Raw genomic sequence first — 23,374 nt, 5'->3', positions numbered from 1 at the left:
ATTACTACGCCGAACCAACCGATGTAGATCCGGTTATTGGTGCTGGTGATCCATTCGCAGAATCGATCCCATACGTTGGCGCTTGAGCGCTGTTGTAAGGTTGTTGTCATGGTTTGATGATTGCGGTTGTTTATGAATCAGGCGGTTTTGTCTTTGCCTGTGAAACTACTTTACACTGCTTTACAATTTTTAATCAAGTTTTATTACTTCAGTAAACCTGATGCAAGTTATTAGTTTTGCTTATTTGAAAGCAAACAACGAGGTAAGAATACGCCAAAGTTATCTTTATGTATGACATCACATATCTGGTTATATGGCTCTTTAGAATCGGTGTCTGATTTATATCGATTGCTCAACGGGAGTAATCCTCTGTTCGCACAGTCTTTCGTAGAAAAGGAAACAATAAATTCTGATGGTCAGAAGCCACCTCGATTGTAAAGACTGACTCCTGTATTACACCAAATTAATTATTTGCTTATTTATCTGGGAATAATAGCTTTGTATATTACCGCTATTCTAAAAAAATTAACCCTCAGCTTACCACTGAGGGCTTTTTTTGTTTGGCAAAATGGCATATCTGTAAATTAGAGGGTTGCTATGGTATTGGAGTAGGATACATTCCATGCGAAAAGTACTGACTTGCATTACCCCTGGTAGTTAGCCAGGGGTTTTTATTTAAACTGAGAGCGATCGCTCTTAAATATTCTGCTGAGAGGTTTATTTGTAGCGATTTTAATACAAGTGATTTTAGAATTCCCTGCTTTTCGGAATTCATTAATTATGTATAGCGATTTTAATTCAACCAGGGAACTGACAATAAATATAAGCTTATATTAAGTGGAAAAATCAAGTACAACGAATTAACGATGACAGACGCTAAAAATGTAATCGATGGAAACCTAGAGGTTTGCTGTACTTCTCCCGTGACTGGGTTTTACCGCGACGGTTTTTGTCGTACAGGTGGTCAGGATTTCGGGTCGCATGTCGTATGTGCCCAAGTAACATCAGAATTCCTGGAGTTCACCAAATCGCAAGGCAATGACCTCAGCACAGCTGTTCCTGATTTTAATTTTCCTGGATTGAAACCTGGCGATCGCTGGTGTTTGTGTGCTTCTCGCTGGCAAGAAGCTCTAGAAGCTGGTCTTGCTCCACCTGTAATACTTTCAGCAACCCATGCTAGAGCTTTGGAAGTGGTTTCTCTAGACGAACTCAAAAAACATGCTCTAACTTCATCTTAATTGGGCATTGGGCATGGGGATAATGAGAATTGGGGACAAAGGGAAAGACTTGTTGCAAGTTCTCACTTAAGTCCCCTTGTCCCTGCTTCCTCTACTCCCTAATTCCAAATCAACTCACTGGAACTTCAATAGGCAGTTCTAATACATTGACAACCGCAGAAATCAACTTATTGGGGTCAATTGGCTTAGATAAATGCTGCTGAAACCCTGCTCTTAGCGCTTCCAAGCGGTCTTCTTCTCGCGTGTATGCTGTTAAAGCGATCGCGGGGATGCGTCCGCCTTTTTCTGGTTCTAAAGATCGCAGTTTCCTAATTAATGTATAACCATCTTGCTCTGACAAACCGATGTTGCTAATCAGGATATCTGGTTTTGCTTGTTCAAGTACTACTAGGGCTTCATCAACTGATCCTACCGCAGTGGCAAAAGCCCCATACTCCTCAAACATAAAATTGAGAAAGTTACGGGTATCTGTTTGATCATCTACAACTAAAACTCTTAATCCAGCAAGGGGCGTAGATGCTACAGAAGAGGAAATTTTTCCTGTTGCTTCTCGATTTCCTCTATTGTCTTGTAAGAGCGGTAGTCTTACAGTAAAGGTTGCTCCTTGCCCAGTGCCTAAACTTTGGGCAAAAATTGTCCCTTTGTGTAGTTCTACTAGATGACGGACGATCGCTAATCCTAGTCCTAATCCATTGTGCGATCGCGTTGTGGTGCTGTCTGCTTGCCGAAAACGCTCAAATACTTTGGGTAAAAACTCGGAACTGATACCAATGCCTGTATCGTTAACTTGAATTTGGGCATAGTGGGATTTTGAATTTTGAGATTTTGCAGAAAGTTTAAAACTCGGCTCCCGACCATCAGAATTTTCCAAAACGGATTTTGGATTATTGCTTTCTTCAGTGTTTGAAGAGTCTAAATTTTCACTATGAGATTCAAATCCAAAATCGTTCGACTGGGTTGTACTGAGGCTTGTGGAAGTAGCGCTCACACCGTTCGCGTAGCGTTCCGCAGGAAAGCCTGAAATCGGCAATCCAAAATGCTTTGACAGCCTGACTTCTACCCTACCGCCTTTAGGGGTAAACTTTATTGCATTAGTTAGTAGATTCCAGACAATTTGCTGTAAACGGGCTGGATCGCCATAGACTGACCCGATCGAAGTATCCAGCACAGTATTTAATTGAATATCTTTTGGCTCTGCTAGGGGACGCACTGCCTCTAAAGCTGCCTCCATCACCGAGATTAGATTCACTGCCGATACGTTTAAGCGCAACTGACCGCGGATAATCCGGGATACGTCCAAGATATCCTCAATTAGTTGCATCTGAGATATAGCGTTGCGTTCGATCGCCTCCAAGGCGCGGGAAGTGGCTTTTTCGTCAAGTTTCTTGGTGCGGAGGATTTTTGACCAGCCGAGCATCGAGGTTAGAGGTGTGCGGAGTTCGTGGGAGAGAACAGCTAGAAACTCATCTTTCATTCGATTCGCGGCTTCTGCTTCCTGTCTTGCCGTTTGTTCGCGAATCACTTGAGCGCGGACTTCTTCTGCTTGCTTGCGTTCGGTAATATCTTCAAGAGTGCCTACATAACCCAACAAGTCTCCTTGACTGGAAAGCATCGGTGATGAACGAACTTGAACCCAACGAATGTTACCGTGAGCAGCTTGAAAGCGAAATTCTTCTGAGTATTCCCGACCTTCACAAATGTAAGCAGACCAACTAGCGATCGCTCGTTCTTTGTCTTCTGGATGAACAGATTCCAGCCATCTCTTTTCTAAACTTTCTGCCGCTTTCAAGCCACAAATTGCCTGATAGCGGGGATTAGTATATTTACAGTCGCCTTCGGTATCAGTTTCAAAAATGCCAACGGGTGAGCAGGTACTTAGCGATCGGAATCGTTCTTCACTTTGCCTGAGTTCGGTATTCACAGCTACCAGCTGCGCTGTTTGTTGCTTGACGGCTTCTGTTTTCTTAAATAGTTCTACAAATACTGTGACTTTAGAAGTCAAGATATTGGGGTCTAGTGGTTTGAGCAAATAATCAACTGCACCCAAGGCATAACCTTTAAACAGCATTTGGTCGCTGGTGCTAAAGGCGGTGAGAAAGATAATTGGAGTGTGACGCGATCGCCCCCGATTGCGAATTAAGGTAGCAGTTTCAAAGCCATCCATCCCTGGCATTTGCACATCCAGCAAAATGACTGCAAAGTCTTGATGCAGCAGACACCTCAAAGCTTCTTCCCCAGAAGTAGCTCTCACGAGATTCTCCCCTAGTTTTTCTAGGATTGCCTCTAGTGCCAGCAAATTTTCTAGTTTATCATCTACTAGGAGGATGTTGACTTTGGATTCCATCTGCATCGGTTTCTTTCTGTGATAATTGACAAAGCTTGACCATCTGGGAAGCAATGTTTGAGAGCGTCAAAATCCAGTCTACTGTAATAGCAGAAATTGCTGCCTCTGGCATAATGTCGCTTTCAGCTGTGGCAGGTTCTTGTACAATGGTAATTCCTCCCCGCGCTTTTATTTTCTTAAGACCTTGCACACCATCTTGGTTTGCTCCTGTCAATATTACACCAATAACTTGCTCTGTGTAGACATCGGCTGCCGACTCAAACAGCACATCAATAGATGGTCTAGCATAAGAAACAGGCTCATCAGTCGAAAGGGCAAAGTGACCTGGTTCAACCAGTAAGTGATAATCTGCTGGGGCTATGTAGATATGTCCCGGTAGTATTTCGTCCTTGTCTTCCACTTCTTGAATTTTCAATAAAGTGGATTCTTGTAATAAATCCTGCAGTGTTTTGCTAGACTCTTTGTGACGGTGTTGCACGATCGCGATCGGCACATGGAAGTCTGATGGTAAATTCCCCAGGACGATTTTCAATGCTGATAATCCGCCTAAAGAAGTACCAATTACCACAATTTGAAATGACACTTGTTTCGCCCTCACACCTGCGGAATGGGGGTTACGTAAATAGCAAAGGCTATTTCATACTGAATCAGTCAGTGTTTTCTTGCTTCTTTGCTCTTACCAGTAACCCATGTTTAGGTGCAAAAATCATTGCTATGACAAACAACAAGGTTTGCAACACAACTATGCAACCCCCTGTTGCACCATCGATATGATAGCTGATGTAAGTCCCCATAACACTAGAAAATACGCCTGATGCCATTGCAATTAGTATCATGTGGTCGAAACGGTCTGTTAATAAATAAGCCGTTGCTCCCGGAGTAACTAACATCGCTACAACCAAAATAATTCCTACTGTCTGGAGTCCGGCGACAGCAGTTAGCGACAGTAATGATAGTAAAATATAGTGCAGCACTCCTGTGTTCAAGCCAATGGAACGTGCATGAGTGGGGTCAAAACAAAATAATAGGAGGTCTTTGCGTAAAATAGCTATTGTTACTAAAGTAATTACGCTAATAATCACCGTTTGGATAATGTCTTCATTAGAAATCCCCAAGACATTTCCAAACAAAATATGCGTCAAGTCTACGCTGCTTGGAGTTTTGGAAACTAGTACCAAACCAAGAGCGAAAAATCCTGTAAATACAAGTCCGATGACAGTATCTTCTTTAATTCTCGTCTTCGCTTTAATATAACCGATCGCAATAACTGAACCCACTCCAAAAACAAAAGCGCCCACAGCAAAAGGAATATTTAAAACATAAGCAATTACTACCCCAGGCATTACCGCATGGGAAACAGCATCTCCCATCAATGCCCAACCTTTGAGGGTCATAAAACAAGATAAAACAGAACAGACTACCCCAACTAAGGCACTTACACAAATTGCCTTCACCATGAATTCATGCTGTAGGGGTGTGGTTAACCAATCTAATAATGCGAGAGTATTCATATTTTTATAACTTTAATCCAAGCAATATCAATTGACATTTATCAATTCAATCAGATTCATTTTGATTTCCACGGATTATCTGACTTTTGCTGAGAGATAAATCTCCAAGAGAACCACCAAAAGTGCGTGACAGATTCTCTTCTGTGAAAACTTCAGATGTATTTCCATAAGCTAAAATAGTACGGTTAATGAGTACTACTTGGTCACAGAAAGTAGTGATAGAGGCTAAATCATGGGTAGAAATCAAAATTGTATGGCCTTCTTCTCGCAATTCCAGCAATAAGTCAATCATCGCTTTTTCTGTTTTGATATCTACCCCGGTGAAAGGTTCATCTAATAGCAAAACTGTTCCTTGTTGTGCTAAAGCACGGGCGAGAAAGGCACGTTTTTTCTGTCCACCAGAGAGTTCTCCTATTTGGCGATCGCGCATTGACCACATTTGCACTCTTTCCAAACTCTCCCTCACCACTCTTTGATCTTTCGCTGACGGAATTCGCAGTATATTCATGTACCCGTAGCGCCCCATCATCACCACATCATGGACACTGACTGGAAAATTCCAGTCCACCTCTTCTGACTGTGGTACATAAGCAACCAAGCTTTTTTTCTGTACAGTTTTTATCGGTAAGCCATTAATCAAAACCTGTCCTGTAACTGGCTTCAAAAAACCCATGATCGCCTTAAATAGGGTTGATTTACCACTACCATTCATCCCCACTAAACCACTAATTGAACCTGCTTGAATTTGCAAATAAGCACCATGTAAAGCAACTTTACCGTGGTAGGCAACTGTCAAATTTTCGACATCAATACTAATAGATTTCACTAAAAATTACCTCTAAGATTAATCATTAGTTTGTAGTAAGTGACTCCAGCATTTTTGCGAACACGTAATGTTTTACAGAGAACAAAATAGGACTAAAATCCTTACTACAGCCTAATTTTAAATAATTAAATTTATTCTTACATACTTGCTCACTTTTCCTCTAATCCCTGAGTTAGAGTATTAATATTAAGTTCTAGCAACTTGAGATAAGTTGGTGCTGGCCCGTTTGCCGGAGACAGGGAATCAACATAAAATACTCCACCAAACCTTGCTCCTGATTCTCTAGCTACCTGACGTTGCGCTCCATCGTTTACTGTACTTTCACAGAAAACTACAGGTATTTTATTTTTTTTAACTATATCAATGACTTTTTCTAGCTGTTTGGGAGTAGCTTGTTGTTCAGAGTTGACTGCCCAGAGATAAGCTTCTTTCAAGCTATAATCGCGGGTGACGTATGAGAACGCGCCTTCACAGCTTACCATGTAGCGCTTGTCTGCTGGAACTACCGACACGCTTTTTCGCAGTTTCTCATCAACTTCTTTAATTTTTTGGCTGTATGCTTTGGCATTGGTATTATAAGTCTCTGCATTCGCTGAGTCTAAATTAACTAATGCCTTGCGAATATTCTCTACGTAAATTAAGGCATTTTGTGGTGACATCCAAGCATGGGGATTAGGTTTCCCTTTATAAGCATCCTCCGTAATTTCTATAGGTTTAATTCCCTCACTTAGAGTAACGTGAGGTACATTAGGGACGCTGTTATACAATTTCTGTGCCCAACGCTCTAAATTTAGACCATTATTCAAAATTAGGTCTGCTTTTTGCGCCCTTACCAAATCGCTAGGAGTTGGTTCATAACCATGAATTTCTGCCCCTGGTTTGGTGAGAGATTCAACAATTGCCTTGTCTCCCGCCACGTTTTGCGCCATATCTGCAATAACTGTAAAGGTGGTAAGAACTACTTTTTTACCTTTTTTATCTAGGTTGGTGGTGGTACTTGTGGCTGGGTTTGGACTTAACTGTGGTTGAGAATTAGAGGTTGACGGGCTACACCCACTCAAACATAGCCCCAATAGCAGCCCAGACGCTACAGCCAATTTTTGTCCGTGTAGTTGCATCTGAAAGTTATTGATATTAAATCTCATAATAGCAATCTCATAATCTTCTCACTTTTGTCTCACTTTAGCAGAATTAAGATAAAAATGAAAGAATTATGAAAATAATATCAAAGTAAAAAAGCGAACCTGTTGCAATAAACTGTATTTATGAATTCTAACTTAACCTTGATTCCTTACTTTTCTCATTTTAAAGAGCTTTTTGAGTGGTTTAAATATTTTTGTTATTTACATCACAAACAAATGTTTGATTATTGTGAAATACCTTACAGGTAAATTTTGTATTAGGATTTTTTTATATTTAAAATAATGCAAGAAAAACTACATTTTGAAAAACGTTTTTTGTTAACTTACTAACTTTTAAAAAATTGCTCTTTATTGTTTTGACAATTCATAAAAATTTACTTAAGCTAAAAGATAGGTTAAGCAAATCAACAAATGACAGCAATTTGATTTAGCTACATCAAGAATTGCTGTTGCAGACTATTGGCATAAGGAAATGAATCAAAACCAAAATTATTTTATGTAGGCAATTTAACCAGATTTGGCGACAAAAAGCTAAGACATGATTAAGCGTGTTGCATCGCGCAGATATTGAACAGAATTGGGTCAATTATAGATGGATACTTGTAGTGATGTTAGTAAGTATCCATCAATTATTGAAGCTTGACTAGCGATTTTAGATTTTTGATTAGAGTCTTCTAGTTTATATCTCGTCTGGGACGGAATAAATCTAAAAGACGCTCGCTAAGACTGTGCGATCGCCAATCCAAAATCCAAAATTGATTGACCAAAGTGCAGTAGATATGTCCAGGAGAAGACGATGCTTGAGTATTTGACATCTTTGAACGACCACAATTTGCCCTATCCAGATACGGTTCATCCCATCGTTGTTCACTTCGTAATTGCGATGGTATTGTTTTCCTTCTTCTGCGATGTAATTGGCTATTTTACTGGTAAATCCGGTCTTTTTGAGGTGAGTTGGTGGAATATGTTAGTTGCCACGATCGCCATCTTCGTCGCGATTATTTTTGGTCAGTTTGAAGCGGGATTAGCACAGCCTTACAGCCTAGCGAAATCGGTGCTGAATTTACATACGCTAATTGGTTGGTCGCTTTCAGGAATTATCACAGCGATTACAGCTTGGCGCTATGTAATTCGTGCCCGTAATCCGCAAAAAGTATCGATTTATTATTTGGGAGCCGGACTAGTTTTAACCCTGATAGTTGGCTTGCAGGTATATCTCGGAGATGAGCTTGTTTGGGTATATGGATTGCATACCGTGCCAGTTGTGGAAGCAGTAAAGGATGGTTTGTTGCGATGAACTCAGAATTAATTGACCAATTGAGCGGCTCTTTAGGCGCAAACGGATTACCTTACACAATTCCCATTCATCCCAACTTAGTCCATCTGACAATAGGTTTGTTCATCATTGGCATGACCTTTGATATCGTTGGTGTTCTGTTCCCGTTTGAAAAATGGGTTTTCAAATTTTTGGCAATTACTGTGGAACGTAACAACTTATTTGATGTTGGTTGGTACAACATTTTAGCTTGCAGCATTATTACATTTTTCACTGTAGGGGCAGGCTTTTACGAAATGCTATTGGCAACACCACCAGCTGATATCAAGAGTGCCTGGGGATTGCAGGCAATGGAAACTATGCTCTGGCATAGTATGGGTGGTGTGTTCTTATTAGCGTTGATTGTTGGCATGACCATCTGGAGAGCATGGCAGCGCTTCGTTTGGGGCAAACAAGAATATAAACAGACAGATAGAGAAGTGCAATGGATCTATCTGTTCGCAGGCATAGCAATCATGTTCATTATGTACATCCACGGCACACTAGGAGCGCAACTAGCCACCGAATTTGGCGTACACAATACAGCAGATAATTTACTGCGATTAGGTCAAGACCTGAACACAACACTCAAGTAAGTCATTAGTCAATTGTCCTTTGTCATTTGTCATTTATTTAAAGTTACTAACCAATGACCAATGACTAATGACTAATGACTAATGACCAATGACCAATGACCAATGACCAATGACCAATGACCAATGACCAATGATGAAAATCCAGAAGATTTTAAATATTTTGACGCTGCTTACAGGCGCGATCGCAGTGACTGCTACTAGTCTCTGGATCGGCAAGCAGGCTTACTCCTGGCTTCCCCCCCAAGCAGCAGCCGAATCCCAACTAATTGATGATTTGATTAGCTTCTTAGTAACCCTCGGTGCCTTCATCTTCTTGGGAGTAACAAGTACTCTGATGTATTCTGTCATCTTCCATCGGGCAGTCAAAGATGACTTCACTGACGGTCCCCCGATTGAAGGTAATGTCACCTTAGAAGTTGTCTGGACAGCAATCCCAATTCTCTTGGTATTTTGGATTGCAGGCTACAGCTACCAAGTTTATGAACAAATGGGAATTCAAGGCCCATCAGAACTAGTTCATCTGCATAATCCGCTGGCAATGGAATCAGCTTATGCAGCACCAGCTAACGCCTTAGCAGAACCTGTTGAGAAAATTGACGTACTAGCTAAACAGTGGGCATGGGTTTTTCACTACCCAGAGAGAGATATTACCAGTACCGAATTGCATTTGCCAAGCGATCGCCGGGTACGTTTAGCACTGAAATCACAGGATGTTCTCCACGGCTTCTATATTCCTGCGTTCCGCCTCAAGCAGGATATTATTCCCAACCATGCGATCGACTTTGAATTTACTCCCATCCTTGCCGGACAATACCGATTGACCGATTCCCAATATAGCGGTACATACTTTGCGACCATGCAAGCGAATGTAATCGTTGAATCTCCTGAAGATTATCAGCAGTGGCTAGCGCAAGCTGCAACCCAAAAGCCATCTCCAGCAAAGAATCAAGCGGCTTCTGAGTATGCTCAAACATCCAATCAATCAGTCCAAACTGGTTGGGTTACAGTTCCACCTGCTGCACCTCCTCTAGTCAATTCTCCTGGTTGAAAGGAAAGTAACCGATGACTAATATTCCTATTGAAGGCATACTTCTCCCTAATGAGAAGCCCAAGCACGAATCTCCAAGTAACTGGAAAGAATACTTCAGCTTTAGTACCGACCATAAAGTTATTGGTATCCAGTATCTTGTTACCTCATTCTTCTTCTTTCTCGTCGGCGGTATCTTTGCGATGGTGATGCGGGGAGAACTGATGACACCCGAATCAGATTTAGTCGATCGCACCGTCTACAACGGGATGTTCACCATGCACGGCACTGTGATGCTGTTTTTGTGGACATTTCCCTCACTAGTTGGTTTTGCCAACTATCTAGTACCCCTGATGATTGGGGCGCGAGATATGGCATTTCCCCGCCTGAATGCCGTCGCCTTTTGGATGGTGCCAGTAGTTGGGATTTTGATGATGGGTAGCTTCTTTGTTCCTGGTGGCCCAGCCCAAGCCGGCTGGTGGTCTTACCCGCCAGTCAGTCTCCAGAATCCCACAGGTAACTTAATTAATGGTCAAGTTATCTGGCTCTTGGCGGTAGCAATATCTGGCGTATCCTCAATTATGGGGGCAGTGAACTTTGTCACCACAATCGTCAAGATGCGGGCCCCAGGAATGGGCTTCTTCCGAATGCCTCTGTTTGTCTGGGGAGTATTTAGCGCTCAGATTATCCAACTATTCGGACTACCTGCACTGACAGCAGGCGCGGTGATGCTGCTACTCGACCTCACAGTTGGCACGAGCTTTTTTGACCCCGCTAAGGGTGGGAATCCAGTTATGTTCCAACATTACTTCTGGTTCTACTCTCACCCCGCCGTTTACGTGATTATTTTGCCCGTCTTTGCGATTTTCTCAGAAATCTTCCCAGTTTATTCACGTAAACCCCTATTTGGTTACAAAGTAGTTGCCGTTTCATCGATCTTGATTGCCGTAGTCAGCGGTATCGTTTGGGTACACCACATGTATGTCAGCGGTACACCAGGTTGGATGCGGTTGATTTTCATGCTGACAACAATGTGCGTGTCTGTCCCCACAGGTATTAAAGTATTTGCTTGGGTGGCAACTATTTGGGGCGGTAAATTGCGACTACATACACCGATGCTGTTCGCCCTGGGTGCATTGATCATGTTTGTCTTCGCAGGTATCACAGGCATCATGCTTTCCTCTGTGCCTGTGGATGTCCACGTTAATAACACTTACTTTGTGGTGGGACACTTCCACTACGTTCTCTACGGCACTGTGACGATGGGCTTGTATGCTGCCATCTATCACTGGTTCCCCAAAATGACCGGGCGGATGTACTCGGAAAGCTGGGGTAAAATCCACTTCTGGCTAGCATTCATTGGCACAAATCTCAACTTTTTGCCCATGCACCCATTAGGATTGCAAGGAATGTTACGCCGAGTTGCTTCCTACGCCCCAGAGTATCAATTCTGGAATGTCATCGCTAGCCTCGGCGGATTCCTATTGGGAATGTCCACCTTGCCCTTCATTTTCAATATGGTGATTTCTTGGATGCAAGGCGAGAAAGCACCTGCTAATCCTTGGCGAGCAATTGGACTAGAGTGGTTAGTTTCTTCACCACCCCCAGTAGAAAACTTTGAAGAAACTCCCATCATCATCTCCGAACCCTACGGCTATGGTAAATCAGAACCGTTGACAGCTAACCTACGCGAAAACAGCCAATCAATATTGACAAGCCCAGATTAACGCAGAAATACGCAAAAACTCTCTGCGTACCTCTGCGCTTCCCTTTGCGACGGCAGTCGCTCATGGGGGAAACCCCCAAGACTGCCTCTCCTTTGCGTTTCAAATTCCCCCTCAAGCTAAAAGCAAAATCCACCAATGGACAGTTATATCAATTCAAATGAATTGCACCAGACAAGCGCAGAACACAGCCACGACGAAGAAGGCAATAAAATGTTTGGCTTCATTGTCTTCCTGCTGTCAGAAAGCGTCATTTTCTTAAGTTTTTTCGCCGGATATGCCATCTACAAAACAACAACACCTAATTGGCTACCAGCAGGTGTTTCTGGACTAGAAGTAAAAGAACCGGCAATCAACACAGTAATTCTTGTTGCTAGTAGCTTTGTAATTTACTTAGCAGAACACGCCCTTCAACGCCATGACTTAGTGAAATTTCGCCTATTTCTCTTGGCAACAATGGCGATGGGAACTTACTTTTTAGTTGGACAGGCGATTGAATGGAACGGTCTCACCTTTGGTTTCACCTCCGGCGTATTTGGTAGTACATTCTATCTGCTTACAGGCTTCCACGGTTTGCACGTTTTCACAGGTATTTTGTTGCAGTTGATAATTTTGGTACGTTCTTTCCTACCTGGCAATTACGATACAGGTCACTACGGCGTAAATGCAACCTCATTGTTTTGGCACTTCGTCGATGTTATCTGGATTATTTTGTTTGTCCTTATCTATGTTTGGCAGTAAAAATTGATGGGAAGGAAAACCCAGAGAAATTATCTGGGTTGGTGTATGTGGCATTGTTAATTACTTTTATGCCCCATACACCATTCACTGTAATAACTATATTTGGGTCTTCGTTCAACCTTTCAAATTCAACCTTTCCTCAAACTTTGACCCATCTTGATGAGATAAAAATTTTTCACTACTGTGATAGCTTCTTCGCCATTGTTCGAGTTTATCTATAGATATTGATTTAGATGTGACATTCACACCATTTCCTCGCCAAGCAACTTCTGCATCTGTTGTGAAAACCCCGCACTCTAATTGATCTAGCCTCATATTCCAATATTCGCTAAATCGACCTTTTAAAGTGATAACTTGCTCAAATACCTTGTTTCTATGCTTATTTCTTCTTTTTCGTTCCGTTGCTCCAGTTGCTTCTGTGTCAATAAACTTAGTTTCAATTAAAAACAGACTACCTTTAAAAGTCAGGAAGACAAAATCACACTTCCCTAAATCTGTGTAATCTGAAATTGGAGACTTTTCAAATAACAGCAATTCAGCGCACGAGGGAAACAATTCTTTAATATTCAGAAATAAATAAGCTTGCAATAGAAGTTCCTTATCATAAGGAAATAATATCACTCCTTCAAAAAATTTTTGAATGTCCTCGTGAGTTTGGGGTTGAATTTTTTTACAGTATGAAACAAATCTATGTAGCTCGTTGACGATCATCAAGTTCTAACTCCTTCCCCCGGTCACAGCCTTAAGGGTGTTAGCATAAAAAGATACCACTACCTTAAGGAAATTCTCATCCGCGTAAGTAACTAAAAAAACGATTAAAATCCTAAACACTTAAGGCAATTTACTGTTGACAGTTCAATAAAACTAATTTTTAAGCTGCTTTTTAGTATTGGTGGATTTTTCCCTGCTGGCGTCAGCTACCAGTCAGGGATTTTATATGAGCATGAAAACTGGCATTTTGTAAAGCTTGAACAGTTATTCGAGAATCTTGTACACAAAATTGCCAACCCAAGCGAACAAGCTTACGAGAAGTTTCAGTTTGGATAATTCCAATCACTGGCATTTTTGCCTTTTCTTTGTCTACTGAGTGGTCTTGTAAAATTGTTTTTAAGTGATGTAGGTAATCGATATTACCTGCTTGCTGGGGATTTAACTCGACCATCACCATTTGTACTGTTTCCACTGGTTCTGCATCTTCAAGAATAAATTGAGTTTGCTCGTCACGTCGATCTACTTTTCCCCAAATAATCAATCTCGTATCAACTTGGAGTATGGAACTAATACGTTCATAAGTTTTCGGAAAAACTACAGCTTCTGATTGTGTAGTTAGGTCTTCTATTTGCAAGATTGCCATCTGATCGCCTTTTTTTGTCACCACTTTTTTGACGTTATTTAACATCACAACTGCACAAAGCCTTGTTTCTTCTCTTTGATCTGACAGTTGCGAAAGATTAATTGGAGTCAAAAGTGGTACTATTTGCCGTAAGGATTTCAGAGGATGATCTGATACATAAAAGCCTAGTAATTCTTTCTCCTTTTGCAACTTTTCCTGTGGGGTAAAATCCATTATAGGTTTAGATTTTGGAACATTTTCAAAGGCATTACTTGCTCTTTGATTCGGAGTCGAAGAAAAGCCGTCGCCCAATAAATCAAATAGATTCCCTTGACCACTAGCTCTATCTTTCGCACGAGATTGTGCCCAATCATACACTAATTCTGAGTCGTTAATTAACTGTTGGCGATTGGATTCAATTTTGTCAAAGGCTCCACAGTAAATTAGCGACTCTAGGGTTCGGCGGTTAACAGCACGCAAATCGACGCGATCGCAAAAATCAGCGAGTGATTTAAACTCTTTAAACTCTCCTGCTTCATTTCTCGCTTCCAAAATACAAGCGATCGCATTTTGTCCCACGTTACGCACCGCCGAAAATCCAAACAGAATCTTACCTGCCGTTGGTGTAAAATCAACACCAGAACGATTAATATCTGGCGGATCTATGGAAATCCCCATATTTGTACAGTTAGTAATGTATCTCTGTACCTTATCGGTATCACCACTATTAGCAGTTAACAGTGCCGCCATATATTCCAACGGGTAATTAGCTTTTAAATATGCTGTTTGATAAGTTACATAACCATAGGCTGTGGAATGGGATTTATTGAAACAATTAGCAGCTATTAAGCCATTTTTGATTGCAAAATTATGGTCACGCTCAACCCCAATGTCATAAACATTTTGTTTGCCTAAATATTTACGTGTGGCTATTTTTATCATCCTACCTTACCTCGAAAAATTTTGTGGAATTGATAAAATTATGAATTTTGTAGTATTAATAAGGTTGTAATACAAAATTATATCATTAGAAAACACTGCTATACTCTTACACAAAAGTAGCCAATATATATGAAAACTTTGGCAAACTATTCAATAGATGGTTGATAGCCATGTATTTGCTGTTTTTCAAAACGTATTAAACACATTTCAATACATATTAATCCGCTTAGTCAGATGAATGGGCAATGGAAAGCAGAGCAGAATAAGCAGTGCCCAATGCCCAATAACCAATACCCAATTTCGGCCAATATGTACTAGAATCAATGACTTGAGTCACAAAGAGAGCAATCATGGCATCCATCCGCGAGTTGCACCAACAGCTGGTTAAAAAAGAACGTTCTGCCGTTGAAATTACCCAAGAAGCTTTAGAGCGCATTCAAGCGTTAGAGCCGAAATTGCACAGCTTTTTATGTGTGACGGCAGATCGGGCATTAGAGCAGGCTGGTGCTGTGGATGCCAAAATTGCCGCAGGAGAAGAAATTGGGCTGCTAGCAGGCATTCCTGTGGGGATCAAGGACAATATGTGTACCAAGGGGATTCCTACCACCTGCGCCTCCCGGATTTTGGAAAATTTTGTGCCGCCTTATGAATCAACAGCGACGCAAAAACTGGCAGATACTGGGGCAGTAATGGTAGGCAAAACCAACTTGGATGAGTTTGCAATGGGCAGTTCAACAGAAAACTCTGCCTATCAAGTCACGGCTAATCCTTGGGATTTGTCACGAGTTCCAGGTGGTTCTTCGGGGGGTTCGGCGGCGGCGGTGGCGGCTCAAGAATGTGTAGTTGCTCTCGGTTCTGATACTGGCGGTTCGATTCGCCAACCTGCGTCTTTCTGCGGTGTGGTGGGAATGAAACCCACTTATGGTTTGGTTTCTCGTTATGGTTTGGTAGCTTACGCTTCATCTTTGGATCAAATTGGACCATTTGGAAACACAGTGGAAGATGCGGCAATATTATTAGGTGCGATCGCAGGTTACGATCCCAAAGACTCTACCAGCCTGAAAGTTGCCATTCCCAACTATGCTGCTAGCTTAAAACCAAACTTCAAACCCAGAGGTCAGCTAAGAATTGGTATCATTAAAGAAACTTTTGGTGAAGGTTTAGACTCTGTAGTAGAACAAGCTGTTACCAAAGCAGTAGATCAACTACAAAGTCTAGGAGCGGAAATTCATATAATTTCTTGTCCCCGCTTTCGCTATGGCTTACCCACCTACTACATCATCGCCCCATCAGAAGCATCAGCAAACCTAGCTCGTTACGATGGCGTTAAATATGGGTATCGCGCTCCTGATGCAGATAATCTGCTATCAATGTACACTCGTACCCGTGCTGCTGGTTTTGGTACAGAAGTCAAACGCCGGATTATGATTGGCACTTACGCCCTTTCGGCAGGCTATTATGACGCCTACTACCTGAAAGCGCAAAAAGTCCGTACTTTGATTAAGCAAGACTTTGAAAAGGCTTTTGGCGCAGTTGATGTGTTAGTTTGTCCCACATCTCCCACTACAGCATTCAAAGCAGGGGAAAAAACTACTGACCCTTTGAGTATGTATTTAAATGACTTGATGACTATTCCTGTGAATCTTGCTGGTTTACCCAGTTTAAGTTTGCCATGTGGTTTTGACGATCGAGGGCTACCGATAGGATTACAGCTAATTGGCAATGTGCTGCGAGAAGACCAACTGTTTCAGGTAGCTTATGCTTATGAACAATCTACTACTTGGCATCTGCGTAAACCGCAAATATCTTGAAAATTGTCATTTGTCATTGGTCATTTGTCATTGGTTATTAATTCTTTTCCTTTACTCGGTACAGACGCGATTAATCGCGTCTCTCCACTTCCTCTGACTTTTTGGTCATTTGTTAGTCTGATTACTGACTATTGACTGTTGATTATTATCTTCTGGAGTCAGGGATTCAGCTGTAAGCTGTGGATTAAGTATATGAAGAAGACCAGCAGATGCACCGACCAATAATAAAATATAGGTCAGAACAAGAGGTATGTATGTATTTTGTTTGTTGTCTGAATTGTGATGAGCATTTTTAGAATCTTGACAGACAACATTGGTTACAAGGCTGTACGATAAGGCATTTCCATCCAGCCCTAAAGCATCTCCATAACGACGGATGAATCCTTGAAGAAAAATTGGCTCAGGCAATTCTTCAAATCGATCTTCTTCTAAAGCTTGCAAAATACCTACTCGAAGCATCGTCTGAGAGGCTATTTCTTCTATGCGGATAGATTTTTCTTGTCTTACTTGTCGCAAGCGTGTGGTTATTTCCTTTAATTGCTCTACTTGAGCTTGATTTAAGAGCGTCACAGTCTTCTCCTGTATGGGCTAATTCTACTTTCATTGAGAAGACTTCAATCCGCATACGTAATTTTACTGAATATTTAATTTTAGGATAAATTTTTTCATAATGGCTTAATCCTGGATTTTAAAATGTTAGTCCAAATCTAGATAATATATTTTTTGTTATAATTGATACTTTTAATGTCAAAGACTGGGCGCAAAAATTAACAAGTTGCAACTTAATAATATAAGTATTTCACCAACGGCTATTCTGGGCTGGGATAATTGCAGCGATCGCTAATGTTCTATTCAATAACGATTAGTCATCATTCTTGATTGTGCCAACTCCTTGGTTATTATTAAATATGGCGTTTGCTGCACCATAAATATTGACAAAAAATGTTTCATTGGGTTCAACTTTATTATCACCTCTGACGCCAATACTAATAACTTTGCTGGTTTCGCCAGGGTTGAAAACAATTGTCCCCAACCCAAAATTGTAATCCGAGTCAGATTCTTTAGCAGTACCATCACTTGTACTGTAATTTACGACTATCGGTTGATAGAATTCATTAGAGAGGGTGACGACAAAATTAGCATTAGTTGTCATCCCTGTTGTGCCTTCTTTGACTAATACATCTGCAATGCTAATCCTTGGGGGTTGGTCATCATTTATGATAGTAGCCACTCCCAAACTATCACTAATCGTAGTGTTTGTAGCACCGAAGAGATTGACAGAAAATGTCTCGTTGGTTTCAGCTTTGTTATCACCTATGATACCAATACCAAGAGTTTTGGTGGTTTCGCCAGGATTGAAAACGATCGTCCCGGAAGCAGGGTTATAATCAGAGTCAGAAACTTTAGCAGTGCCATCACTCGTGTTGTAATTTACAGTAACCTGCTGTAAACTCGGTGCGGAGAGAGTGACGATAAAGTTAGCATTAGTTGTTGTGCCTGTGTTACCTTCAGCAATTGAGACATCCGAGATCCTGACAGTTGTTGGGTTGTCATCATCAATGATGGTAGCAACTCCTAAACTATCTGCGATCGTGCCATTTGTCGCGCCTAAAAGATTGACAGAAAATGTCTCGTTGGCTTCAGTTTGGTTATCGCCTATGACTCCAATACTAAGAGTTTTGCTAGTTTCACCAGGATTGAAAGTAATCGTCCCGGAGGCAGAGTTGTAATCAGAGTCAGCAACTTGAGCAGTACCATCACTCGTGTTGTAATTTATAGTAACCTGCTGATAACTAGGATTGGAGAGACTGATAATAAAGTTAGCATTATTTGTTGTGCCTGTATTGCCTTCAGCAACTGAGACATCCGAGATACTGATAGTTGGTTGGTTATCATCATTGATAATGGTAGCAACTCCTAAACTATCTGCGATCGCGGCATTTGTCGCACCCAAAAGATTGACGGAAAATGTCTCGTCGATTTCAAATTTGTTATCGCCTACAATACCAATGCTAAGAGTTTTACTGGTTTCACCAGGATTAAAAGTAATCGTCCCTAAAGCCAAATTGTAATCAGAGTCAGCAGCATCAGCAGTACCATCAATCGTGTTGAAATTTACAGTAACTTGCTGATAACTAGGATTAGAAAGACTGATAGTAAAGTTAGCATTAGTTGTTGTACCTATGTTGCCTTCAGTAACCGAAACATCCGAGATAGTGATAGTTGGTTGGTTGTCATCGTTGATGATGGTAGCAACTCCTAAACTATCTGCGATCGCCGCATTTGTCGCACCCAAAAGATTGACAGCAAATGTCTCGTCGGTTTCAGTTTGATTATCACCAATGACACCAATACTAAGAGTTTTGGTAGTTTCACCAGGAGCGAAAATAATTGTTCCTGAAGAAGAATTGTAATCAGAGTCAGCAACTTGAGCAGTGCCATCACTTGTGTTGTAATTTACAGTAATCTGCTGAGAACTAGGATTAGAAAGACTGATAGTAAAGTTAGCATTAGTTGTTGTGCCTGTATTGCCTTCAGTAACTGAGACATCCGATATAGTGATAGTTGGTTGGCTGTCATCGTTGATGATGGTAGCAACTGCTAAATTATCTGCGATCGCAGCATTAGTCGCACCCAAAAGATTCACAGTAAATGTCTCATTGCTTTCAACTTTGTTATCACCAATAACGCCAATACTAAGAGTTTTGCTAGTTTCGCCAGGATTGAAAGTAATCGTCCCGGAAGCAGAGTTGTAATCAGAGTCAGCAACTTGAGCAGTACCATCACTCGTGTTGTAATTTACAGTAACTTGCTGATAACTGGCATTGGAGAGAGTGATAGTAAAGTTAGCATTATTTGTTGTACCTGTGTTCCCTTCAGCAACTGAAACATCCGAGATACTGATAGTTGGTTGATTATCATCGTTGATGATGCTAGCAACTCCTAAACTATCTGCGATCGCGGCATTTGTCGCACCCAAAAGATTAACGGAAAATGTCTCGTCGATTTCAAATTTATTATCGCCTACAACACCAATGCTAAGGGTTTTACTGGTTTCGCCAGGATTGAAAGTAATCGTCCCAAAAGCAGAGTTGTAATCAGAGTCAGCAACTTGAGCAGTGCCATTACTCGTGTTGTAATTTACAGTAACTTGCTGATAACTGGGATTAGAAAGACTGATAGTAAAGTTAGCATTAGTTGTTGTACCTGTGTTGCCTTCAGTCACAGAGACATCCGAAATGCTAATAGTTGGTTGGCTATCATCGTTGATGATGTTTACTGTAGCCGAACTGTTAGTAATTGTGGAATTTGCTGGCGCAGTTGTGAGGTTGGGATTGCTCAGAATAACAGTAATGTCTTCATTGAGTTCAAATGTGTTGTCACCCAACACATCAGCTGTAATTGTCTTTGTGGTTTCCCCAACAGCGAAGCTTAAAGTCCCAGATGCAGCAGTTCCTCCACCTGTCACTTGAATATTGTTATAGTCACTGCCAAAAATTGCCGCACCGTTAAAAGCATAATTTACGGTACTAGCTACGCCAATACCACCACTGCGAGTAACCGTAAAGCTAACAGCTTGAGTACCGCTATTACCTTCAATTAAAGTTGAAGTGGGAGTGGAAATTGCATATTGAATCGAATCATTAGCAGCAATATTTAGAGTAGTTTCAGTTATTGTCCCCAAATCAGCCCCTGTTAGCGTGCCGAAGTTGAGTACAACTGTTTCTGCATTCTCAGGTAAATCGTCTGGGTTAATAGTAAAAGTAATTAGCTTTGTTAAATTTGAGCCTGTCGCCCCAGCAGTAAAGGAGATGGTAGTGGGGGAAAAAGTGTAATCGTTGCCATTAGTAGCCGTGCTACTGCTTTTGACAACAATAGGAATTGTGACAGCAGTTTCTGGAGAGGCATCTAAGGTAACAGAAATAGTTACTGTAGTGGCGGTACTATCTTCTGTTGTATTGTACGTAGCAGCACCAAAGTTGACTTTTGGAAGCACATATTCAAATGCTCCAATGTCAAGTCTGCCGCTTTCAATACGGTTAAAATCTGTGCCGCGTTGATCGGTAGTTAAGCCACCGCTGTAAGCCGGATCGCCAGCATTCCTGGCAGGACTATTAAAGTATAGAGCATGAGTTTGTGTAGAACCACCGTAATCTCCTAGCGGTTTGAGTCCGGGGTTGGGGTTAATAATATCTGTACCCATGCCCAAAGTCCCCGATGATTTACCAGCAATTTTGCCAATCAGGTTGTAAGCATTACCATTGAAGTTGTTACCAAAGACATCGGCTCCTTGATTACCTGGATCGATATTGCCAGCAATGATACTATTGCTGATGCTCGCCGTGCCGCCAGATTTATAAATGCCGCCACCATCACCTTGGGTATTGTTATCACTATCAGCGGTATTGCCAAAAATAGTGCTATTGCTGACTGTGGTATTGCTGGTGCTGTAGATGCCGCCACCATTAGTTTTTGCCGTATTGCTAGAAATAGTGCTATTACTGATGGTGAAACTACCGTTACTACCGTTAATGAATATGCCGCCGCCATTGCTGTTGGCAGTGTTGCCAAAAAGAGTACTATTGCTAACTGTGGCATTGGTGCTGTAAATGCCTCCCCCAAGGTTCGCTATGTTGCCAAAAATACTGCTATCGGTGACTGTGGCACTACTGCTGTAAATGCCGCCGCCATTAGTGTTCGCAGTGTTGCCAGAAAGAGTACTATCGGTGACTGTGACACTACTACTGCTGTAAATGCCACCGCCGCTAGTGCTGGCAGTATTGCCAGAAAAAGTACTATTACTGACTGTGACACTACTGGTGCTGTAGATCCCGCCACCATTTGCTGCATTTCCCCCAGTTATCTTCAACCCATCAATTGAGAGGGAGGCAGTGGCATTAAAAACACGGGAAGTATTGTTACCACTGATGGTAAGTTTATTAGCCCCAGTTCCTTGAATTATCACTCCTTCAGTAACTTTCAATTCCCCAGAAGTCAGGGTAATAGTGTCGGGGGTGGCATCACCGAATATTCCAGTCGTATCAAAGACAATTGTCTCAATCCCTGGATCGTTATTGGCATTGATAATAGCTTGCCTTAAGGAGCCAGCACCGCTGTCATTGGTGTTAGTTACTATATAGGTAGTGCCATCCACTTTGACAGATACATCGTCAATGGCTAAACCATGATCGTTGCCGCCATCATCTATGTCTTCCCAACGCAATATAATCTCTTCACCGTTAGCGATTGGGGTAGCTAGGGTAATTGTTACAGGTGTGATGGTAACTCGATTGGCAGCTTGATTGCCAATTAAGAAACTTGCGGTTTCATTTGCAATTGGCCCGGTGAAATCTAGTGATGTGACAGGGGTCCATGTTCCTGTTGTTAAACTTGTGATAGTTGACCCAGTTTGATAACTGAATTTCAGCTGTTGCTGCGATGTATTACCACCATTACGCCATTGCTCACCTGTGTAACTTACTTGCAACTTGGTAATTGGTGAACCTGTGTTGTTTTGGAGGCGCAAACCATAATAAATAGTGCCTGTAGTACCAGAAGCTACGGAACCAAGTGCCCGTTCTGTAGTTGTACCAAAACTGTACATTGCACCTGTATTATCAGTGCCAGAGCCAGCGTTATAATTTGTTCTTGTGGAATACCACCCTGAAATAGTTGAATCATTAGCCCAAGCAATAGATGTTCCGAAAGCAGCTAATGTGTTGAAGTTTTGAGAGTATGTACCAGTAAAACTAGCTGGCAAAATCGATTGGTAAGCCTGTATTACTTCCGGTTGAAATGCTAGGGAAGCCTCAATTTTCCCCGTCTTCACTTCTAAATCCCAGTCGCCACCTAAAGCTGCACTTCCGGTTTTGTCATTGGAAGCGGCAACATCTGCTCCAGTAATTCGGCTAATCTGCTGCACAAATTTTGTGCCTTCACCACTGGCTACATCACAGCCATAAAGTAGGATGTCAGCTTTATCAGTTAAAGCACTTGTCCACTTTTGTAACTGATTTTTGTAACTATCCAAGTTGCTAAGGTTGAAGTTGATTGACCCTAGTTGCAAACTTCCCACACTTCCGTGGGAAACAATGTGAATTGATTGAACTGAATTGGATTCACGTTTTGCTAGAAACTCGGTGATTTGTGCTAAACCATCTCTATTGGCATCAAGAATAACAACTTCACTGCCGAGTGTGATACCAGCCACCAAACTTTGGTAATCTATAACTTTTGGATCTATAAAAACAATATTTGTGCTTGCTTCTAGTAATTTTATAGTAGACTTATTTCTGGCTTTATGGTGATGATCTTCTGGCAGGTTTATCATAATTATTGCCCTTAAATATAATTGTTTAGCTTTAGTTAGCTTGGTAATATTGAGCGTGCATAACAAAATAGAAAGTGAATGACTATGCATTCGCTTTCATTCCCAAATTAAATCGGTAATTAAACCTTTTATCTAATGAGAAAAAACCGCAATATTTTTAGTTGTTATATAAGCAAGCACGCCTTGAATAAAGTTAGCTGTTTTTTAGTCGCAGCTTTGGTTTATAGCAATTTATACTAAGTCTAGTAACAAGACAACTGCATTTCCACTTAAAATAGCAATATATTGACTGAAATTTGAGTAAATCTGGTTTATTAACAGTTCTGGTGCTACTAATCCTTTTTGAATAGCTAAAACTGTGGCTTGGGTGCGATCGCGTACTTCTAATTTGTACAAGATAGTATGGGCAGGAACCTTGATGAAAAACTATATTTGGCAAGTAGACCGATAAATTTTGCTTGATTACCTTCATCAACCGGGGTAACTTAGATAC

Annotated in this window: 19 protein-coding genes and 2 pseudogenes; 8 read left to right on the top strand and 13 right to left on the bottom strand. The window is 41.3% G+C overall.

Annotation, left to right across the window (positions count from 1 at the left end; genetic code table 11):
- A pseudogene (locus tag V7K41_RS01115) lies at nucleotides 1-110 on the bottom strand (photosystem II q(b) protein); the annotation flags it as partial.
- 181 nt (nucleotides 111-291) lie between these two features.
- Between V7K41_RS01115 and V7K41_RS01110 the strand changes: the two are divergent.
- The gene (locus V7K41_RS01110) at nucleotides 292-438 is read left to right on the top strand and encodes a hypothetical protein (RefSeq protein WP_334845323.1); all 147 of its coding nucleotides are present in this window, start codon (nucleotides 292-294) and stop codon (nucleotides 436-438) included.
- Between the two features lie 428 nt (nucleotides 439-866).
- Nucleotides 867-1,238: a DUF2237 family protein gene (locus V7K41_RS01105; RefSeq protein ID WP_334845322.1), complete on the top strand. Its 372-nt coding sequence runs from the start codon at nucleotides 867-869 to the stop codon at nucleotides 1,236-1,238.
- 109 nt (nucleotides 1,239-1,347) lie between these two features.
- Here the strand turns inward: V7K41_RS01105 and V7K41_RS01100 are convergent, their stop codons facing one another.
- From V7K41_RS01100 to V7K41_RS01075, 6 genes are all read right to left on the bottom strand, one after another.
- The gene (locus V7K41_RS01100; RefSeq protein ID WP_334845321.1) at nucleotides 1,348-3,588 is read right to left on the bottom strand and encodes a hybrid sensor histidine kinase/response regulator; all 2,241 of its coding nucleotides are present in this window, start codon (nucleotides 3,586-3,588) and stop codon (nucleotides 1,348-1,350) included.
- A complete protein-coding gene (locus V7K41_RS01095) occupies nucleotides 3,548-4,165 on the bottom strand; it encodes a chemotaxis protein CheB (RefSeq protein ID WP_334845320.1) in 618 nt (205 codons plus the stop codon). Before V7K41_RS01095 ends, V7K41_RS01100 begins: the two co-directional genes overlap by 41 nt.
- 64 nt (nucleotides 4,166-4,229) lie before the next feature.
- On the bottom strand, nucleotides 4,230-5,093 hold the full coding sequence (locus V7K41_RS01090; protein ID WP_334845319.1) for a metal ABC transporter permease: 864 nt from the start codon (nucleotides 5,091-5,093) through the stop codon (nucleotides 4,230-4,232).
- 46 nt (nucleotides 5,094-5,139) lie between these two features.
- Nucleotides 5,140-5,919 (bottom strand): metal ABC transporter ATP-binding protein, encoded by a 780-nt coding sequence (locus V7K41_RS01085; protein ID WP_334845318.1) that lies wholly within the window; start codon nucleotides 5,917-5,919, stop codon nucleotides 5,140-5,142.
- A 149-nt stretch (nucleotides 5,920-6,068) separates the two neighbouring features.
- Nucleotides 6,069-7,064 carry a metal ABC transporter substrate-binding protein gene (locus V7K41_RS01080; RefSeq protein WP_334845317.1) on the bottom strand — a complete coding sequence of 332 codons (996 nt, stop codon included), beginning with the start codon at nucleotides 7,062-7,064 and terminating at the stop codon, nucleotides 6,069-6,071.
- A gap of 671 nt (nucleotides 7,065-7,735) precedes the next feature.
- A complete protein-coding gene (locus V7K41_RS01075; RefSeq protein WP_334845316.1) occupies nucleotides 7,736-7,876 on the bottom strand; it encodes a hypothetical protein in 141 nt (46 codons plus the stop codon).
- Between V7K41_RS01075 and V7K41_RS01070 the strand changes: the two genes are divergently transcribed.
- From V7K41_RS01070 to V7K41_RS01050, 5 genes are all read left to right on the top strand, one after another.
- Complete coding sequence (locus tag V7K41_RS01070; protein WP_334845315.1) at nucleotides 7,858-8,358, top strand: DUF2231 domain-containing protein; 501 nt, start codon at nucleotides 7,858-7,860, stop codon at nucleotides 8,356-8,358. The two genes, V7K41_RS01075 and V7K41_RS01070, sit on opposite strands and share 19 nt — an antisense overlap.
- On the top strand, nucleotides 8,355-8,972 hold the full coding sequence (locus tag V7K41_RS01065) for a DUF2231 domain-containing protein (protein ID WP_334845314.1): 618 nt from the start codon (nucleotides 8,355-8,357) through the stop codon (nucleotides 8,970-8,972). The genes V7K41_RS01070 and V7K41_RS01065 overlap by 4 nt, the downstream gene beginning before the upstream one ends.
- 133 nt (nucleotides 8,973-9,105) lie before the next feature.
- Nucleotides 9,106-10,020 carry a cytochrome c oxidase subunit II gene (locus V7K41_RS01060; protein WP_334845327.1) on the top strand — a complete coding sequence of 305 codons (915 nt, stop codon included), beginning with the start codon at nucleotides 9,106-9,108 and terminating at the stop codon, nucleotides 10,018-10,020.
- 14 nt (nucleotides 10,021-10,034) lie between these two features.
- Nucleotides 10,035-11,726, top strand: coding sequence for a cytochrome c oxidase subunit I (gene ctaD, locus V7K41_RS01055; protein ID WP_334845313.1), 1,692 nt, complete (start codon nucleotides 10,035-10,037; stop codon nucleotides 11,724-11,726).
- A 135-nt stretch (nucleotides 11,727-11,861) separates the two neighbouring features.
- Nucleotides 11,862-12,464 (top strand): cytochrome c oxidase subunit 3, encoded by a 603-nt coding sequence (locus V7K41_RS01050; RefSeq protein WP_334845312.1) that lies wholly within the window; start codon nucleotides 11,862-11,864, stop codon nucleotides 12,462-12,464.
- A gap of 114 nt (nucleotides 12,465-12,578) precedes the next feature.
- Here V7K41_RS01050 and V7K41_RS01045 read toward each other — a convergent pair whose 3' ends face one another.
- The 3 genes from V7K41_RS01045 to V7K41_RS01035 all read right to left on the bottom strand — a co-directional run bounded on the left by V7K41_RS01045 (nucleotide 12,579) and on the right by V7K41_RS01035 (nucleotide 15,091).
- The gene (locus tag V7K41_RS01045; protein ID WP_292780383.1) at nucleotides 12,579-13,175 is read right to left on the bottom strand and encodes a hypothetical protein; all 597 of its coding nucleotides are present in this window, start codon (nucleotides 13,173-13,175) and stop codon (nucleotides 12,579-12,581) included.
- Between the two features lie 202 nt (nucleotides 13,176-13,377).
- The gene (locus V7K41_RS01040; RefSeq protein WP_334845311.1) at nucleotides 13,378-14,739 is read right to left on the bottom strand and encodes a helix-hairpin-helix domain-containing protein; all 1,362 of its coding nucleotides are present in this window, start codon (nucleotides 14,737-14,739) and stop codon (nucleotides 13,378-13,380) included.
- 226 nt (nucleotides 14,740-14,965) lie between these two features.
- Complete coding sequence (locus V7K41_RS01035; RefSeq protein WP_334845310.1) at nucleotides 14,966-15,091, bottom strand: hypothetical protein; 126 nt, start codon at nucleotides 15,089-15,091, stop codon at nucleotides 14,966-14,968.
- Here V7K41_RS01035 and gatA point away from each other — a divergent pair.
- Nucleotides 15,090-16,550, top strand: a complete 1,461-nt coding sequence (gene gatA / locus V7K41_RS01030) for an Asp-tRNA(Asn)/Glu-tRNA(Gln) amidotransferase subunit GatA (protein ID WP_334845309.1) — start codon at nucleotides 15,090-15,092, stop codon at nucleotides 16,548-16,550. The two genes, V7K41_RS01035 and gatA, sit on opposite strands and share 2 nt — an antisense overlap.
- A gap of 105 nt (nucleotides 16,551-16,655) precedes the next feature.
- On the opposite strand, the gene V7K41_RS01025 is transcribed toward gatA, so the two are convergent.
- From V7K41_RS01025 to V7K41_RS32755, 3 genes and pseudogenes are all read right to left on the bottom strand, one after another.
- Complete coding sequence (locus V7K41_RS01025) at nucleotides 16,656-17,120, bottom strand: helix-turn-helix domain-containing protein (RefSeq protein ID WP_334845308.1); 465 nt, start codon at nucleotides 17,118-17,120, stop codon at nucleotides 16,656-16,658.
- Between the two features lie 292 nt (nucleotides 17,121-17,412).
- Nucleotides 17,413-22,881, bottom strand: a complete 5,469-nt coding sequence (locus tag V7K41_RS01020) for a Calx-beta domain-containing protein (RefSeq protein WP_334845307.1) — start codon at nucleotides 22,879-22,881, stop codon at nucleotides 17,413-17,415.
- A gap of 309 nt (nucleotides 22,882-23,190) precedes the next feature.
- A pseudogene (locus tag V7K41_RS32755) lies at nucleotides 23,191-23,289 on the bottom strand (DNA-binding response regulator); the annotation flags it as partial.
- Between the last annotated feature and the right edge of the window lie 85 nt (nucleotides 23,290-23,374).

The sequence above is a fragment of the Nostoc sp. genome, assembly GCF_036917415.1.
GTDB lineage: Bacteria > Cyanobacteriota > Cyanobacteriia > Cyanobacteriales > Nostocaceae > Nostoc.
Note: the sequence above shows the minus strand (reverse complement) of the source record. Positions and strands in the feature narration are given on the sequence as shown.